At 66.3% G+C, this 16,006-nt stretch carries 12 protein-coding genes; 7 read left to right on the top strand and 5 right to left on the bottom strand.

What is annotated here, in order from left to right:
- Window positions 1-201: 201 nt before the first annotated feature.
- Window positions 202-438: a hypothetical protein gene (locus tag QCE83_RS05600; RefSeq protein WP_309808067.1), complete on the top strand. Its 237-nt coding sequence runs from the start codon at window positions 202-204 to the stop codon at window positions 436-438.
- Window positions 439-530: 92 nt separating this feature from the next.
- Here the strand turns inward: QCE83_RS05600 and def are convergent, their stop codons facing one another.
- From def to QCE83_RS05575, 5 genes are all read right to left on the bottom strand, one after another.
- On the bottom strand, window positions 531-1,064 hold the full coding sequence (gene def / locus QCE83_RS05595) for a peptide deformylase (RefSeq protein ID WP_309808066.1): 534 nt from the start codon (window positions 1,062-1,064) through the stop codon (window positions 531-533).
- Window positions 1,061-3,139, bottom strand: coding sequence for an NAD-dependent DNA ligase LigA (gene ligA, locus QCE83_RS05590; RefSeq protein WP_309808065.1), 2,079 nt, complete (start codon window positions 3,137-3,139; stop codon window positions 1,061-1,063). The genes def and ligA overlap by 4 nt, the downstream gene beginning before the upstream one ends.
- A 241-nt stretch (window positions 3,140-3,380) precedes the next feature.
- Window positions 3,381-4,643: a cell division protein ZipA C-terminal FtsZ-binding domain-containing protein gene (locus QCE83_RS05585; protein WP_309808064.1), complete on the bottom strand. Its 1,263-nt coding sequence runs from the start codon at window positions 4,641-4,643 to the stop codon at window positions 3,381-3,383.
- A gap of 188 nt (window positions 4,644-4,831) precedes the next feature.
- Window positions 4,832-8,347, bottom strand: a complete 3,516-nt coding sequence (smc, locus tag QCE83_RS05580; protein WP_309808063.1) for a chromosome segregation protein SMC — start codon at window positions 8,345-8,347, stop codon at window positions 4,832-4,834.
- 124 nt (window positions 8,348-8,471) lie between these two features.
- Window positions 8,472-9,479, bottom strand: a complete 1,008-nt coding sequence (locus QCE83_RS05575) for a DMT family transporter (RefSeq protein ID WP_309808062.1) — start codon at window positions 9,477-9,479, stop codon at window positions 8,472-8,474.
- A gap of 240 nt (window positions 9,480-9,719) precedes the next feature.
- Between QCE83_RS05575 and dapC the strand changes: the two genes are divergently transcribed.
- From dapC to cls, 6 genes are all read left to right on the top strand, one after another.
- Window positions 9,720-10,940 (top strand): succinyldiaminopimelate transaminase, encoded by a 1,221-nt coding sequence (dapC, locus tag QCE83_RS05570; protein ID WP_309808061.1) that lies wholly within the window; start codon window positions 9,720-9,722, stop codon window positions 10,938-10,940.
- Window positions 10,941-11,006: 66 nt separating this feature from the next.
- The gene (gene dapD, locus QCE83_RS05565) at window positions 11,007-11,834 is read left to right on the top strand and encodes a 2,3,4,5-tetrahydropyridine-2,6-dicarboxylate N-succinyltransferase (RefSeq protein WP_309808060.1); all 828 of its coding nucleotides are present in this window, start codon (window positions 11,007-11,009) and stop codon (window positions 11,832-11,834) included.
- A gap of 2 nt (window positions 11,835-11,836) precedes the next feature.
- Window positions 11,837-12,208, top strand: coding sequence for an ArsC family reductase (locus tag QCE83_RS05560; RefSeq protein WP_309808059.1), 372 nt, complete (start codon window positions 11,837-11,839; stop codon window positions 12,206-12,208).
- 97 nt (window positions 12,209-12,305) lie between these two features.
- Window positions 12,306-13,442, top strand: a complete 1,137-nt coding sequence (gene dapE / locus QCE83_RS05555; RefSeq protein WP_309808058.1) for a succinyl-diaminopimelate desuccinylase — start codon at window positions 12,306-12,308, stop codon at window positions 13,440-13,442.
- Between the two features lie 43 nt (window positions 13,443-13,485).
- Window positions 13,486-14,370 (top strand): 50S ribosomal protein L3 N(5)-glutamine methyltransferase, encoded by an 885-nt coding sequence (gene prmB, locus QCE83_RS05550; protein WP_309808057.1) that lies wholly within the window; start codon window positions 13,486-13,488, stop codon window positions 14,368-14,370.
- A gap of 144 nt (window positions 14,371-14,514) precedes the next feature.
- Window positions 14,515-16,005 (top strand): cardiolipin synthase, encoded by a 1,491-nt coding sequence (gene cls, locus QCE83_RS05545; protein WP_309808056.1) that lies wholly within the window; start codon window positions 14,515-14,517, stop codon window positions 16,003-16,005.
- Window position 16,006 lies beyond the last annotated feature (1 nt).

The following is a 16,006-nucleotide window of genomic DNA, read 5'->3' as shown; positions in this document are numbered from 1 at the left end:
CGGCGCGTCGCGTCCACGCCACTTTTACCGCTCTGAAGGGCACGATCCGTCGCGGATCGTGCCTTTTCTTTTTTGACCGCTTTTTGGTTAAAGAAAATGAATCATCGATCCGTTACATCTGGCAGGTCAGGGCGCGACGCGCATGGCCGCGCCGGCCGGATGAACGGCGGCAGCATTGAACGGCATCGAAGGAGAATGGCCATGTCAGTTGAAATCATCGTGCGGGAAACCGGAACCGGCCTCGAAATCGTCAGCGGCCGACGACGGCTCGAAGCCCTGCTCGCCCTGCGCGACGAAGTCGTCGTGATGAGTCCGGGCGTCGGTGAAATAGTGATCGCACGCCTGCCCGATGGCCGCCTCCAAGCTACCGCCAATCCCGAACACATCGCGTTGTTCCGTCAGCCGGACATCTCCGGCAGTCCCAAAACCCTCGCCTGAACACAAGGCCGCATTGTGTGAAGCGGCCTCGCGTTCAGCGTCCTTGCTACCCCAGGCGGCGCATGCAGCGAGTGCATGCCGCCGGCCCGGCGTCAGTCGTCGTGGGCCGGATCGAGTCCGGGGAACAGCACTTCGGTGAAGCCGAATTTCGAGAAGTCGGTGATGCGCATCGGATAGAGCTTGCCGATCAGGTGATCGCACTCGTGCTGCACGACGCGCGCATGAAACCCCTCGGCAAGCCGCTCGATGGCGTTGCCATACTGGTCGAAGCCCTGATAGCGGATCATCGAGAAGCGCTGCACCACGCCGCGCAGCCCCGGCAGGGACAGGCACCCTTCCCAGCCCTCCTCCATGTCATGCCCGTTCGGCGAGATGATCGGATTGATCAGCACGGTCTCGGGCACCGAAGGCGCATCGGGATAACGCTCGTTGTGGCCGAAGCCGAAGATCACCACCTGGAGATCGACACCGATTTGCGGCGCGGCCAGTCCTGCCCCGTTGGCGTCGCGCATCGTGTCGAACATGTCCTGCACGAGCGCGTGCAGTTCCGGCGTGTCGAAGTGCTCGACCGGCTGCGCGATCCGCAACAAGCGCGGATCGCCCATCTTCAGAATTTCGCGAATCATTGAATGGCTCCTTCCAAGAGCTTGCGCATACCGTCTTCGTCGAGCACCGGAACGCCGAGCTCCTCCGCCTTCGCAAGTTTGCTGCCGGCTTCCGCGCCCGCCACGACATAGTCGGTTTTCTTCGATACCGATCCGGCGACCTTCGCCCCGGCGTTCTCCAGCATTTCCTTGGCTTCTTCACGCGAGAGCGTGGGCAGCGTGCCCGTCAGCACGACGGTCTTGCCCGCCAGCACGCCCTGCGGCGCCTTCGGCGCGGGCGGACCTTCGGGCCACGACACCTTCAGACGCAACTGTTCGATCACATGCTGGTTGTGCGCCTCGCTGAAGAAGTTGTGGATGGCCTCGGCCACGATCGGGCCGACATCGTTGACTTCGAGCAGCTCTTCGACCGTTGCCTTCATGATCGGATCCAGCGACCCGAAGTGTTTCGCGAGATCCTTCGCAGTGGATTCGCCGACGTGCCGGATCCCCAACGCATAGATGAAGCGCGCGAGCGTCGTGTTGCGCGCTTTTTCGAGCGAGTCGAGCAGGTTCTGCGCGGATTTGTCGGCGAAACGGTCGAGCGCCGCGAGCGTCGAGAAGCCGAGGTTGAAGAGGTCGGCGGGCGTGCGCACGAGGTTTTCTTCGACCAGCTGGTCGATGAGCTTTTCCCCGAGTCCGTCGATGTCGAGCGCCCGGCGCTGCGCGAAGTGCCACAACGCCTGCTTGCGCTGCGCCGGGCAGAACAGCCCGCCGGTGCAGCGTGCAATGGCTTCGTCCGGCAGGCGTTCGATCTTCGAGCCGCACACCGGACATTCCGTGGGCATGACGAACTCGCGCGCATCCGCGGGACGGCGCTCAAGGATCGCCCCGACGACCTCGGGAATCACGTCGCCCGCACGCCGCACAGTGACGGTATCGCCGATGCGGATGTCCTTGCGGCGCACTTCGTCCTCGTTGTGCAGCGTGGCATTCGTGACCGTCGCGCCGCCGACGAACACCGGCGCGAGCCGCGCGACCGGCGTGATGGCGCCGGTGCGGCCGACCTGCACGTCGATGCCGACGAGCTGCGTCAGCGCTTCCTGTGCGGGAAACTTGTGCGCGAGCGCGAAGCGCGGTGCGCGCGACACGAAGCCCAGTTGTTCCTGCTGGTCCCGCCGGTCGACCTTGTAGACGACGCCGTCGATATCGTACGGCAGCTTGTCGCGCTTCTCGCCTACCTTGCGGAAGAAGCCGAGCAGGCCGTCCGCGCCTTGCACCACCGCGCGCTCCGCATTCACGGGCAAGCCCATGTCCTTGTACCAGTCGAGCAGCCCGGCATGCGTGGCCGGCATCTCGGCGCCGTCCAGCACGCCGATGCCGTACGCGAAGAACGACAGCGAGCGCTGCGCGGTCATCTTCGAGTCGAGCTGACGCAGGCCGCCCGCCGCCGCATTGCGCGGGTTTGCGAACTCACGCTGCCCGGCATCGCGCTGCCGCTGATTCAGGCGCTCGAAGTCGCGCTTGAACATCAGCACTTCGCCGCGTACGTCCAGGCGTTTGGGCACGTGCTTGCCCTTCAGCGTGAGCGGGATTGAACGGATGGTGCGGACGTTGGCCGTGACGTCTTCGCCGGTCGCGCCGTCGCCGCGCGTGGCCGCCTGCACGAAGCGGCCGTCCTCGTAGCGCAGCGAGATGGCGAGGCCGTCGAACTTCAGTTCGCAGGCATATTCGACGGGCGCCTGGTCGAGCGCGTCGGACACGCGCTTGTCGAAGGCGGCGATGTCTTCGTCCGCGAACCCGTTGTTGAGCGACAGCATGGGCACGTCATGCACGACCGGCGTAAAGCCTTCGGCCACCTCGCCGCCGACCCGCTGGGTGGGCGACTCCGGCGTGACCAGATCCGGATGCTCGCTCTCGATGCCCTGGAGTTCCTTGAACAGCGTGTCGTATTCGGCGTCGGGCAGGTCCGGCTGATCCAGCACGTAATAGGCGTAGTTCGCGCGCTCCAGTTCCGAGCGCAGCCAGGCGGCGCGTTCGGCCGGATGATCGGCGCTGGGCACGGCGGCGCCCGACTTGCGGCTGGCGGCGGACTCGGCTTTGGTTTTTGCGGACATGCTTGTGGAATGATTGAGATCGATCGCGCCTGTCCGTGATTGCGACCCTGCAACCCTGCAACTCGACAGGCAGTCGTTCGATTGTCGCAGAAGATCGGACAATCGGGGCATCGGCCGAACGGCCAGCGGATGCGGCCGGGGCGCTACTGCACGCGCGATTGCAGAGGATGAGCAGGCAAAAGAAAGCGCCCCGGTCGGGGCGCGATCTTCACTGCCGGAACAGCGCGTGCAAGGCTCGCGCTTACTGGCTGAACAAACGCCGCGTCGCGGGCGATCCGGCCGGCATGCCCGCCTGCTCCAGCTTGGCATATAGCGTCATCAACTGCTTCTCGATGGCGAGCAACGCGGACTCCGGCAGCGGCCGGCGCTGATCGTCGACGACGCGTGCGCCGATGCGCTCCGACAGCGACTTCGCGTAGTCGCACATGAGGCGGAACGGCAGGATGTCTTCGTCGGCGACGGGCACGTCGAGCACCAGCGTGATCATCTGGCCGCCCTTGTAGGTGAGGTCGTCGCGCAGGAAGTTGGTGTCGCCGAACAGCAGCATGAACACCGGGTTCTGCTTCGCGTCGAGCTTGACGAAGCGCGTGCCGTCGCGCGACAGCAGCAGGCCGTCCTGCGACGCCACCGCCTGCACGTAGTTCGCGGACCACGGCGCGCCGTCGGAGAGAATGTTGATCGACAGTTGCGCGTCGCATTGCGCGGCGAAGCCGTCCAGCTCGCGCGCCATGCCGACCGTTTCCATCATGTCGGGGAACTCGGGCGCGCCGTCGAGCGCGTCGGCCAGACGCTGCACGCCGGTCACGAATTCCGAGAATTCCAGTTCATTCAGCGGCCCGCTGCGATTCGCCAGTTGCGCCGCCGCGCGCAGTTCCTCATAGCGCCCGCCGTTGCGCGGCAGTTCCCACGTGCTGTCGCCTTCAGGCTTGCCTTCGATCGTGACGGGTTTCGTGCCCGCGCGGCGCAGACGCTGCGCCAGCGGAATCACGCGGTCGCCCGCGACCGGCGCGGCCAGACGGATAGGCACGACGCAATCGATGCGGCGATCCACGACCGCCGGCAGCGCCGACGAATGCGTGGTCGCGGCAGGCATCACCGGCTCGGCGCGGGTTTCGTCGGCGTCATCGCCAGAGATTTCGGCTGTGCCGTTCGGCGCGGTCGCTTCGGCCTGGAGATCGACGGCCGTGTCAGCCGGCGGAACCGGCACGACAGGCGGCGTCGCCGCGGCCTGCGTGGCCTGCGCCGTGCCGAAGCTCGGCTCGACCCGCGAATCACGCTCGGCGGCGCCGTCTCCGGCGGCCGGCTCCCGGCGCGGCTGGCGCACCGGTTCGATGAACGGCTGCTCGTCGTCCGTGTCCTGGCGCGCGAGCGCGTCGGCGGCTTCGTCCGGCATCGGGCGCGGCATCTTGCGCCGCACCTTGGCGTTCTGCCACGCGTTGTACACCACCACGCCGCCCACCACCACGGCACCGGCTCCAATCAAACCGAGCGTCAACTCATCCATGCAGGCTCCATCATTCTTTTACGTTACGAAGCGCCGCGCGATCTGTCGCCCGCATCGCGCCGCGTTCCGGCTTGTCGCCGCCGCCTGGCCGATGCGCGCCACTCCGCGCCCTTGCGCACGCCGCCGGATCATCGTCCGGCCCAATTAACCCATGACTCAATGAAACACTGTCGCGAACCGCGAGACCTTCAGCCGTTCTGCGCGAAACCTGCTGCCGATTCCATGTCCACCGCGACGATGCGCGACACGCCCTGCTCCTGCATCGTCACGCCGATCAACTGCTGCGCCATTTCCATTGCGATCTTGTTGTGCGAGATGAACAGGAACTGCGTCTTCACCGCCATCGCGCGCACCAGGTTCGCGAACCGTTCGGTGTTGGCGTCGTCGAGCGGCGCGTCCACTTCGTCGAGCAGACAGAACGGCGCCGGATTCAGCTGGAACATCGCGAACACGAGCGCCGTTGCGGTCAACGCCTTCTCGCCGCCCGACAGCAAGTGAATGGTCGAATTCTTCTTGCCGGGCGGCTGCGCCATCACCTGCACGCCGGCGTCGAGAATTTCGTCGCCGGTCATGATGAGCCTGGCCTGGCCGCCGCCGAACAGCCGCGGGAACAGTTCGCCGAAGTGACGGTTCACTTCATCGAAGGTGCCCTGCAGCAGCGCGCGGGTTTCCTGATCGATCTTCTGGATTGCGTCTTCCAGCGTGTTGATGGCGCCGGTAAGGTCGGCCGACTGGGCGTCCAGGAAGTGCTTGCGCTCGGTCGCCGAGGCGAGTTCTTCCAGCGCGGCCATGTTGACCGGTCCCAGCGCCAGGATCGCGTTGTTCAGGCGCGTGACCTCACCCTGCAGATACGACGGCTTCATGTCCGGCGCGAGCTTCTGTGCGAGTTCGGCTTCGTCGACGCCCGCCGCCTGCAACTGCTCGACAAACTGCTCGCCGCTGATGCGCGCCGCCTGTTCCTTCAACTGCAATTCGTTGATGCGGTCGCGCAGCGGCTGCAGCGAGCGCTCGGCCAGCAGACGCTGTTCGTCGCACTGGCGCAGGCGCGCGGTCAGGTCGTCCAGTTCGATGCGCGCCGCATGCAGCGCTTCCTCGCGCGCGCCGCGCACTTCGAGCGCGTCGTGCAGGCCGGTTTGCGCGGTCTGCTCGTTGATGGTCTCGAGCTCGGCGCGGGCGTCTTCCAGCGTGGCCGCGATCTGCTCGCTCTGGTCGTGCGCGGTGTCGATGTTGCGTCGGTATTCGTCGATCTTCGCGGACAGGCCGCGCACCGCAAAACCGGCGTCGCTCGCGGCGCGTTCCAGCTCGCGCAGTTCCTGGCGCGCGGCCGTGAGCTGTTCGTCGAGGGTCTCGAAAGCCAGCTGGTTGTCCTCGAAGCGCGCCTGCAACTGGGCGATCTCGCCGTCGTGACGCTCGAACGCGGCTTCGGACTCGGCACGCAGCGCACGCTGCTCCTCGACCTGCGCGGCGATTTCTTCCAGTTCCTCGCCGATCTGCGTGTTGCGCTGCGTATAGCGCTCATGCGCCTGCGCGAGCTTCAGCACGTCGAGCTGCAGCGCATGGACGCGCTGGGTGGCGCGCTCGGCGGCGGCGCGGGCTTCGGCAAGTGTCTGCGAGGCCTGCGTATGGGCGGCATCGGCACGCACGGCGTTGGACTTCGCTTCGTCCGACAGAAGCGCCTGCGCGCGCAACTGCCTGGTCAGATTCTCGATTTCCTGCGCCCGCGCAAGCATGCCCGACTGCTCGGAGTCCGACGCATAGAGCTGCACGCCCACGCGCGTCACCACGTGCCCCGCCTTCACGACGAATGCGCCGCCATCGGGCAGTTGCTGGCGCTGGGCCAGCGCCTGCGCGAGGTCGTCGGCGACGAAGGTCGCGGCTAGCCATTCGTTGAGCACGGCACGCAGACCCGGATCGTCGATGCGCACCAGCGACAGCAGCGGCCGCAAGCCGTGCGGCGTCTCGACCGGCTTGCCCGCGACGGGCGGCGAATAGAACGCGAGCTTGGCCGGCGGCGCGTCGGTGGCGAAGGCCTTGATCCAGTCCAGGTTCGACACTTCGAGCGCGGCCAGGCGTTCGCGCAGCACCGATTCGAGCGCGGCTTCCCAGCCCGCCTCGACATGCAGCTTCTTCCACAGACGCGGCAACGCGCCGAGCTCGTGCTTGTCGAGCCACGGCTGGACCTTTCCTTCGGTCTGCACGCTTTCCTGAAGCTGCTTCAAAGCCGCAAGACGTGCTTCGAGCTGATGAATCTGCGCGCTTTCCTTCTGCACGAGTTCCTGCGCGGCGCGGCGTTCGGCGTCCAGACGCGGCACGGTTTCCTGCGCGTCCGTGAGACGCGCCTGGGCTTCCGCGAGAATCTCTTCGTTCTCGGCCAGTTGCATGCGCAACTCTTCGAGCTGCGCTTCGTCCGGTGCGTCGAGGCCGCTGGCCTCGTTCTTCAGGCGTTCCTGGCGCTGCTGCAACTGCTGCAGCTGCTGGTCCGCGTTGCGCTGATGGGCGGCTTCGAGCTTGAGCGCCTGCTCCGCCCGCGCGATGCCCGCACGCTCCTCGTTCAACTGCGTCTGCGCGTCGCGCCAGCGGGCTTCGAGTGCGGGCAGTTCATCGTGTTTCGTCGCGGCGTTTTCCTGCGCGATGGCGGCTTTTTCCTCGCCTTCGGCCAGTGCTTCGGTCGCCGTATCGATTTCGTCACGCGCCTTCTGCGCCTGAACCTGCCATTGTTCGCGCTGCGCGGTGAGCGCGGCGATCTGCGCCTGCACCCGGTTGCGCGACTCGACGATGAAGCGGATCTCCGCTTCCAGCCGGCTCACTTCGGCATTTGCCTCATAGAGCTTGCCCTGCGCGCCCTGCATCGAATCGCTGGCGCTGTAGTGCGCGACGCGCAGCGTTTCCAGCTGCGCCTCGACTTCGCGCAGACGCGCCGTCTGGGCTTCGAGTTCGACTTGCGCCTCGCGGATCGCGCGCTGCTGGCGCTCGGCCTCGTTGCCCGCTTCCTTCTTGCGCAAGAGCCACAGCAGGCGCTGCTTCTCTTCGCCTTCGGCCTGCAAGGCCTTGTACTTCGTCGCGACGACAGCCTGCGCTTCGAGCTTCTCGAGATTGGCGCTCAGTTCGCGGACGATATCCTCGACGCGCGTCAGGTTCTCGCGCGTGTCGTGCAGGCGGTTCTCGGTTTCGCGGCGGCGCTCCTTGTACTTCGAGACGCCCGCGGCTTCCTCGAGGAACACGCGCAGCTCTTCCGGCTTGGCCTCGATGATCCGCGAGATCATGCCCTGCCCGATGATCGCGTACGCGCGCGGACCCAGGCCCGTGCCGAGGAAGATGTCCTGGATGTCGCGGCGGCGCGCCGGCAGATTGTTGATGTAGTAGCTGGAGGTGCCGTCGCGCGTGAGCACGCGCTTGACCGCGATCTCGCCGTAGCTGCTCCATTGACCGGCGGCGCGGCCGTCGGCGTTATCGAAAATGAGTTCGACGCTTGCCCGGCTGCCGGGCTTGCGCGCCGTCGAGCCGTTGAAGATCACGTCCTGCATCGATTCGCCGCGCAGCTCGGAGGCGCGCGATTCGCCGAGCACCCAGCGCACGGCATCGATGATGTTGGACTTGCCACAGCCATTCGGCCCGACGACGCCGACCAGCTGGCCGGGGACCTGAAAATGCGTGGGATCGACGAAGGACTTGAAGCCAGCGAGTTTTATCGAGGTCAGACGCACGGCGATATCGCTGTTTTGAATGAGACGGAGGATGAATGGCAGACAGGCCGCAGTGCGGCCCGTCGATCGTCATGGGCCGGTGCGCTGCATGGATCTGCGCCCGGGCCCGGCGAAGCGGACACCATCATACCATCGCGCGAACCGATTTCTTTTTGCTTTCCGGCGCGTGTCCGCTCGCGCCGGACGCCTCGGACGCGTGCGGCGAACGCGCTGAATCCGACGATCGCGGCGCGCGGGGCGGCACGCGCCGCCGGTGCACCCACGCCGACAGCACGCACGCCGCGACGATGCACGCACCGCCCGCCCATTCGCGCGGACCGGGCACCTCGCCCGCGAAGAGCCAGGACGACAGCGCCGTCACCACGAGTTCGAACAGCATGATGATGGACGCGCGATTCGGCGGCACGCGCGCGAGTCCGAGCTGCACGATCATGTTGTTGCCCGCGAGCACGATGCCGAGCCCGATCACGATGCACGCCACCGCCGGCCAGAGCGCGGCGGCGGGCGGCGCGGGCATCGGCTCGAACAGCGTGGCGAGGGACGCGAGCAAGGCCGCGCCGCCGAAGATCACGGCAGTGCGCATCTCGGCCTTCATCGCGGGCAGCGTGCGCGAGACCTTGACGATCAGCACGTTGCTCATCGCGAAACCCATGCCGCCCATCAGCCCGGCCCATTCGGCAAGGCTGGCGGGCAGCGGAAGCCCCAGCTCGGGCGACCAGAGCATCGTCACCGCGCCCGCGAGCGAGAGCAGCGACAGGCACGCATCGGCGCGCGTCAGGCGTTCCCTGAGGATGAAGTGCGCGAAGACCGCGGTCCACGCGGGCGTCAGATAGAACAGCAGCAGCACGCGCATCACCTGGCCGTGGATGGCGCCCCACACGAAGCCCAGATTGGTCACGCCCGACGCCAGCCCGAGCGCGACCAGCAGCCAGTGCCAGGACAGCGTGCTGATCGAGCGGCGCCGGACCAGCAGCACGAAGAGACAGGCGGCGGCGCTGGTGGTGGCGCTCGCGGCGGTGCCGGTGAGGCCCATGGCGGCGAGCATGCGCATCGGATACCAGACGAGTCCCCAGACGGACGCGCCGAGCATGATCGCGAACGTGGGCCATGCGTTGCGCAGACTGCCGCTCATTGCGGCGCGCCGGTCATGGTGTGCTTCTTCACTACTGTCTCCGGTTTGATCGTTCAACCTCGATCGTTCAACCTCTTGAAGCGGCGGGCTGCCGGCCGTTTCACGCATACGGCCCCGCGCTATAATCTTCAGCTTGCCTTGCGCGCGCGTTCAAAGCACTCGGTGGCGAGTGTCTGTCTCGTCCCGTTCGATGCCCTTCGGATGCCGCTCGCGCGTCGACCCCTGCTTATCGATCACGCCGTGAATCCACTTCTCAAGACACTTCAGCCTTATCCGTTCGAAAAGCTTCGGGCGCTCTTCGAAGGCATCGAACCGCGCGCCGGATTCACGCCGATCGGCTTCGGCATCGGCGAGCCCAAGCATCCGACGCCGCCGCTCGTCCGCGACGCGGTGATCGCCGCCCTCGACGGTCTCGCATCCTACCCGGCGACGCTCGGCAGCGAGCCATTGCGCCAAGCCATCGCCGCATGGGTCATGCAGCGCTACGGCCTCGAGAAAATAAATCCGGCGACCGAAGTGCTGCCCGTGTCGGGTTCCCGCGAAGCGCTGTTCTCGCTCGCGCAGACCGTGATCGACAGCCGCAGCGCGGGCATGGCCGAAGCGCCGCCCATCGTACTCTGTCCGAACCCGTTCTATCAAATCTACGAAGGCGCCGCGCTGCTCGCAGGCGCCGAACCCTACTTCGTCAACAGCGATCCGGCGCGCAACTTCGCCTGCGATTATTCGGCGGTGCCCGAGCACATCTGGGCCCGCACGCAACTGCTCTACGTGTGCTCGCCGGGCAACCCGACCGGCGCGGTGCTCACGCTCGACAACTGGCGCGAACTGTTCGCGCTCTCGGACCAGCATGGCTTCGTGATCGCCTCGGACGAGTGCTACTCGGAGATCTACTTCGACGAAGCAAAACCGCCGCTCGGCGGCCTGGAAGCGGCACGCCTGCTCGGCCGCGGCTTCGAGCGTCTGGTCATGCTGTCGAGCCTGTCGAAGCGCTCGAACGTGCCGGGCATGCGCTCGGGCTTCGTCGCCGGCGACGCAGCGATCCTGAAGGACTTCCTGCTGTATCGCACGTATCACGGCGCGGCCTTGTCGACGATGTTCCAGCGCGCGAGCATCGCCGCCTGGCAAGACGAAACGCACGTGCGCGAAAATCGCGCGAAGTATGTGGAGAAGTTCACGTCCGTCACGCCGATGCTCGCCGAGGTGCTCGACGTGCGCCTGCCGGACGCCGCGTTCTATCTCTGGGCGAACGTCGAACGCACTGGCCTGACGGATACCGAGTTCGCGGCGCGCCTGTACGCCGACTATAATGTGACCGTTCTGCCGGGCTCCTTCCTCGCTCGCGCGGCGCATGGCACGAATCCCGGCATCGGCTTCGTGCGCATCGCGCTGGTGGCCGAAACCGGGGAATGTGTCGAAGGCGCACGCCGCATCGTCGAATTCTGCCGCTCGCTCGCGTCCTGAGCTTGAAGAACCGAGTTTCACGGACCGAACGCCAGCCGCCCTGATCACCCATCCTCGAACCCTACTATGTCGCAACAACTTCAGAGCATCATCGATACCGCCTGGGACAACCGCGCCGAGCTCTCGCCCAAGGCCGCGCCCGCCGAAGTCCGCGAAGCCGTCGCGCACGCCATCGAACAACTGGACAAGGGTCACATGCGCGTCGCTGAAAAGCGCGACGGCGAGTGGACCGTGAACCAGTGGCTCAAGAAGGCCGTGCTGCTGTCGTTCCGCCTCGAAGACAACGCGCCGATGCCCGCCGGCGGTTACTCCCAGTTCTACGACAAGGTGCCCTCGAAGTTCGCGAACTACACCGCGGAAGACTTCGCGGCAGGCGGCTTCCGCGTGGTGCCGCCGGCCATCGCGCGCCGCGGCTCGTTCATCGCGAAGAACGTCGTGCTGATGCCGTCGTACACCAACATCGGCGCTTATGTCGACGAAGGCACGATGGTCGATACCTGGGCCACCGTCGGCTCGTGCGCGCAGATCGGCAAGAACGTGCACTTGTCGGGCGGCGTGGGCATCGGCGGCGTGCTGGAGCCGCTGCAGGCGAACCCGGTCATCATCGAGGACAACTGCTTCATCGGCGCGCGCTCGGAAGTGGTGGAAGGCGTGATCGTCGAAGAAAACTCGGTCATCTCGATGGGCGTGTACCTCGGCCAGTCCACCAAGATCTACGACCGCGAAACCGGTGAAGTCAGCTACGGCCGCATCCCGGCGGGTTCGGTGGTGGTGGCGGGCAACCTGCCGTCGAAGGACGGTTCGCACAGCCTGTACTGCGCCGTGATCGTCAAGAAGGTCGACGCCAAGACGCGCGCCAAGGTCGGCCTGAACGAACTGCTGCGAGGCGACTGAACGTGGCCCGCGGCTCGACTCCAACCACCGTCGTCTACGGCATTCCGAACTGCGACACCGTGAAGAAAGCGCGCGTGTGGCTGGAAGAGCACGGCGTGCCGTTCGAGTTCCACGACTTCAAGAAGGCCGGCGTGTCGACCGCGCTGATCCAGGACTGGCTGAAGGACGTGCCGCTGGACCAGCTGATCAACAAGCGCGGCACCACCTGGCGCGGTTTGTCGGAGGTCCACAAGGCCGAGGCCGGCACCACGGCCGGCGCCATTGCGCTGATGATCCACAAGCCGTCGATCATCAAGCGGCCGGTGGTCGTCGTGAACGGGCGCGTGAAGACGCTCGGTTTTTCCGCCGAGCAGTACGACACGCTCTTCGCCTGAGTCCCCGCGATGACTGTGCCTCTTACGGTCATCGCCCGCTTGCTTCGAGTGCCGGCCCGCGCGCCGGCATTTTTCATCGCACCTACGTGAATTCACCATGTCCGGCACCCTTTCCCTCACCGAAGCGCTGATCGAGCGCGCCTCCGTCACGCCCGACGACCAGGCCTGTCAGGCGCTGATGATCGAGCGGCTCGCCGCGCTCGGCTTCGACTGCGAAACGATCGAATCGGGCGGCGTCACCAACCTGTGGGCCGTGAAGCGCGGCACGGACCCGTCCGGCAAGCTGCTCGCCTTCGCGGGCCATACCGATGTCGTGCCCACCGGCCCGCTCGAACAGTGGACCTCGCCGCCCTTCACGCCGACCCACCGCGACGGCAAGCTCTATGGCCGCGGCGCGGCGGACATGAAGGCGTCGCTGGCGGCGTTCGTCGTGTCGAGCGAGGAGTTCGTCGCGCAGCATCCGCAGCATCGCGGCACGCTCGCCTTCCTCATCACCAGCGACGAGGAAGGCCCCGCCACCGACGGCACCATCAAGGTCGTCCAGGCGCTGAAGGCGCGCGGCACGCGGCTCGACTACTGCATCGTCGGCGAGCCGACGTCGAGCGCAACGCTCGGCGACATGGTCAAGAACGGCCGGCGCGGCTCGATGAGCGGCAAGCTCATCGTCAAGGGTGTGCAGGGGCATATTGCCTATCCGCATCTGGCGAAGAATCCGGTGCATCTGCTGGCCCCGGCGCTGACGGAACTCGTCGCGGAAAAATGGGACGACGGCAACGAATACTTCCCGCCGACCACCTGGCAGGTGTCCAACCTGCACTCCGGCACCGGCGCCACCAACATCATCCCCGGCCACGCAGACCTGATGTTCAACTTCCGCTTCTCGACGGCGAGCACGGTGGAAGGATTGCAGGCCCGCGTCCACGCGATCCTCGACAAGCACGGCCTCGACTACGACCTGACATGGACCGTCAGCGGCCTGCCCTTCCTGACGCCGCGCGGCGCGCTGTCCGACGCGCTGGAGCAGGCCATCCACGACGAAACCGGGGTGCGCACCGAGCTGTCCACGACCGGCGGGACGTCGGATGGACGCTTCATCGCGCAGATCTGCGATCAGGTCGTGGAATTCGGCCCGCCGAACGGCACCATCCACAAGATCGACGAGCATGTGGAAGTGCGCTTCATCGAGCCGTTGAAAAACGTGTACCGCCGCGTGCTGGAACGGCTCATCGCCTGAAACGGTCCGCTCAATCCAGTCCGACAACAAACAGGAGCCTTCCATGGCGCTACCCTTCACGACCGTGCGCGACCTGCTGCGCTTCGGCGTCTCGCGTTTCACGCAAGCCGGCCTCTCGTTCGGCCATGGCACGACCAATGCCTACGACGAAGCCGCCTATCTGATCCTGCATACGCTGCATCTGCCGCTCGACACGCTCGACCCGTTCCTCGACGCGCGCCTGCTCGACCATGAAATCGACGCCGTCATGAAGGTGATCGAGCGCCGCGCCACCGAGCGCGTGCCCGCCGCCTACATCACGCAGGAAGCGTGGATGCACGGCAACCGCTTCTATGTGGACGAGCGCGTGATCGTGCCGCGTTCGTTCATCGGCGAACTGCTGCAGGACGGCCTGCAACCCTACGTGGCGGACCCCGACCAGGTGACGCGCGTGCTCGAACTCTGCACCGGCTCGGGCTGCCTTGCGATTCTCGCGGCGCACGCGTTCGACCATGCCGATGTCGATGCCGTCGACATTTCGGCGGACGCGCTCGCCGTGGCGCGCCGCAACGTCGACGACTATGGACTCGACGCGCGCGTGACGCTGTTCGAAGGCGACCTGTACGCGCCGCTGCCGACCACCCGCTACGAGGTGATCCTCTCGAACCCGCCCTACGTCAACGCCGAGTCGATGCAGGCGCTGCCGCGCGAGTACCAGCACGAGCCGGAACTGGCGCTGGCGGGCGGCGCGGACGGCATGGACGTGGTGCGGCGCATCGTGCGCGAAGCGGGCAAGTGGCTGACCGAGGACGGCGTGCTGGTGGTCGAGATCGGCAACGAGCGGGCGAACGTGGAAGCGGCGCTTGGCGGCCTCGACCTCGTCTGGCTCTCGACCAGCGCCGGCGACGACAACGTGTTCCTGATCCAGGCCGCCGACTTGCCGGCCTGAGACCGCATGACCGGGCGGCGGGGCGCAACTGCGCGACACTGCGCGACGCCCCGCTGCAACGATTGCTGACACTTCGCGCGGAAGGCTTGGGTAAGATGGCGAATCGCCGTCAGCCTACCCATTTCCCTCACCCGTCTCGCGTCTATGCAAGCATCGGACTGGCTCCACCTAGGCACGCTGGTGATCGCCGCGCACGTGCTGGGCGTGATCGCCGCGATCCATGCCGTGATTCATACGCGCACCTCGCAAGGCGCGGTGGCGTGGGCCGTGTCGCTGGTCGCGATGCCTTACTTCACGCTTATTCCCTACCTGTTCCTCGGCCGCAGCAAGTTCGCCGGCTATATCGACGAGCGCCGCCTCGAACTCGACATCCTGCGCAGCCGCTCGAAACCCGCCGAATGGGATTCCGGCGCGCGCAGCGATGCGCCGGACACCCTGCCCGCCCTGGATTCTTCAGGCGCGCGCGGCGAACTAACGCCGGGACCGGCGGCCTATCTCGGCAACCCGACCATCCGCACGCTGCAGCGCCTGTCCGGCATGCCGTTCCTGCGCGGCAATTCGGTGCGCGTGCTGGTGAACGGCGACGCCACCTTCGCCGCGATCCTCGACGCCATTGCCACCGCCGAGCACTACGTGGTTGTGCAGTTCTTCATCGTGCGCGACGACGCCCTCGGCGAGATGCTGAAGGACGCGCTCATCCGCCGGGCGCAGGCAGGCGTGCGCGTGTACTTCCTGTACGACAGCGTCGGCAGCTTCGACCTGCCGCACCGCTACGTGAACGCACTGCGCGCGGGCGGCGTGGAAACCCATCCGTTCGCGGCCAAGCGCAAGTTCGTGCACCGCTTTCAGATCAACTTCCGCAATCACCGGAAGATCGTGGTGGTGGACGGCAAGCGCGCGTTCGTCGGCGGTCATAACGTGGGCGTGGAGTATCTGGGCGGCAATCCGCGTCTCTCGCCGTGGCGCGACACGCACGTGGAAGTGCGCGGACCGGCCATCGCCAGCATCCAGTTCGTCTTCACCGAGGACTGGTACTGGGCCACGCAGCGCCTGCCCGAACTCGGTCCCGCACCGCATTCGGACGAGAACATGCATTGCATGGTGCTGTCGAGCGGCCCCGCCGACAAGCAGGAAACCTGTTCGCTGTTCTTCGTCGAAGCGATCAATGCGGCGCGCGAGCGCATCTGGATCACGTCGCCCTACCTGATTCCCGACGAAGCCGTGTTTTCCGCGCTTCGTCTGGCGGTGCTGCGCGGCGTGGACGTGCGCATCCTGATTCCGAGCCGGCGCGATCATCACGTGGTGTTCGCGGCGTCGAAACTCTTCGCCTACGACCTCGTGCAGGCGGGCGTGCGCATCTTCCGCTACCAGCCGGGCTTCCTGCATCAGAAAGTGGTGCTCGTGGACGACACAGCCGCGTCCGTGGGCAGCGCGAATCTCGACAACCGTTCGTTCCGCCTGAACTTCGAAATCACGGTGCTCACCGTGGACCGCGCTTTCGCAGCCGAAGTGGAAGCGATGCTGGATGCCGATTTCGCGCATTCCGTCGAGATCGACACCAACGACTATCGCGGCGCCGTGTTCTGGCGGCGCATGGCGATGCACGTGGCGCGGCTGTTCTCGCCGATTCTCTGAA

The sequence above is a fragment of the Caballeronia sp. LZ034LL genome (assembly GCF_031451215.1).
Classification (GTDB): domain Bacteria; phylum Pseudomonadota; class Gammaproteobacteria; order Burkholderiales; family Burkholderiaceae; genus Caballeronia.
Note: the sequence above shows the minus strand (reverse complement) of the source record. Positions and strands in the feature narration are given on the sequence as shown.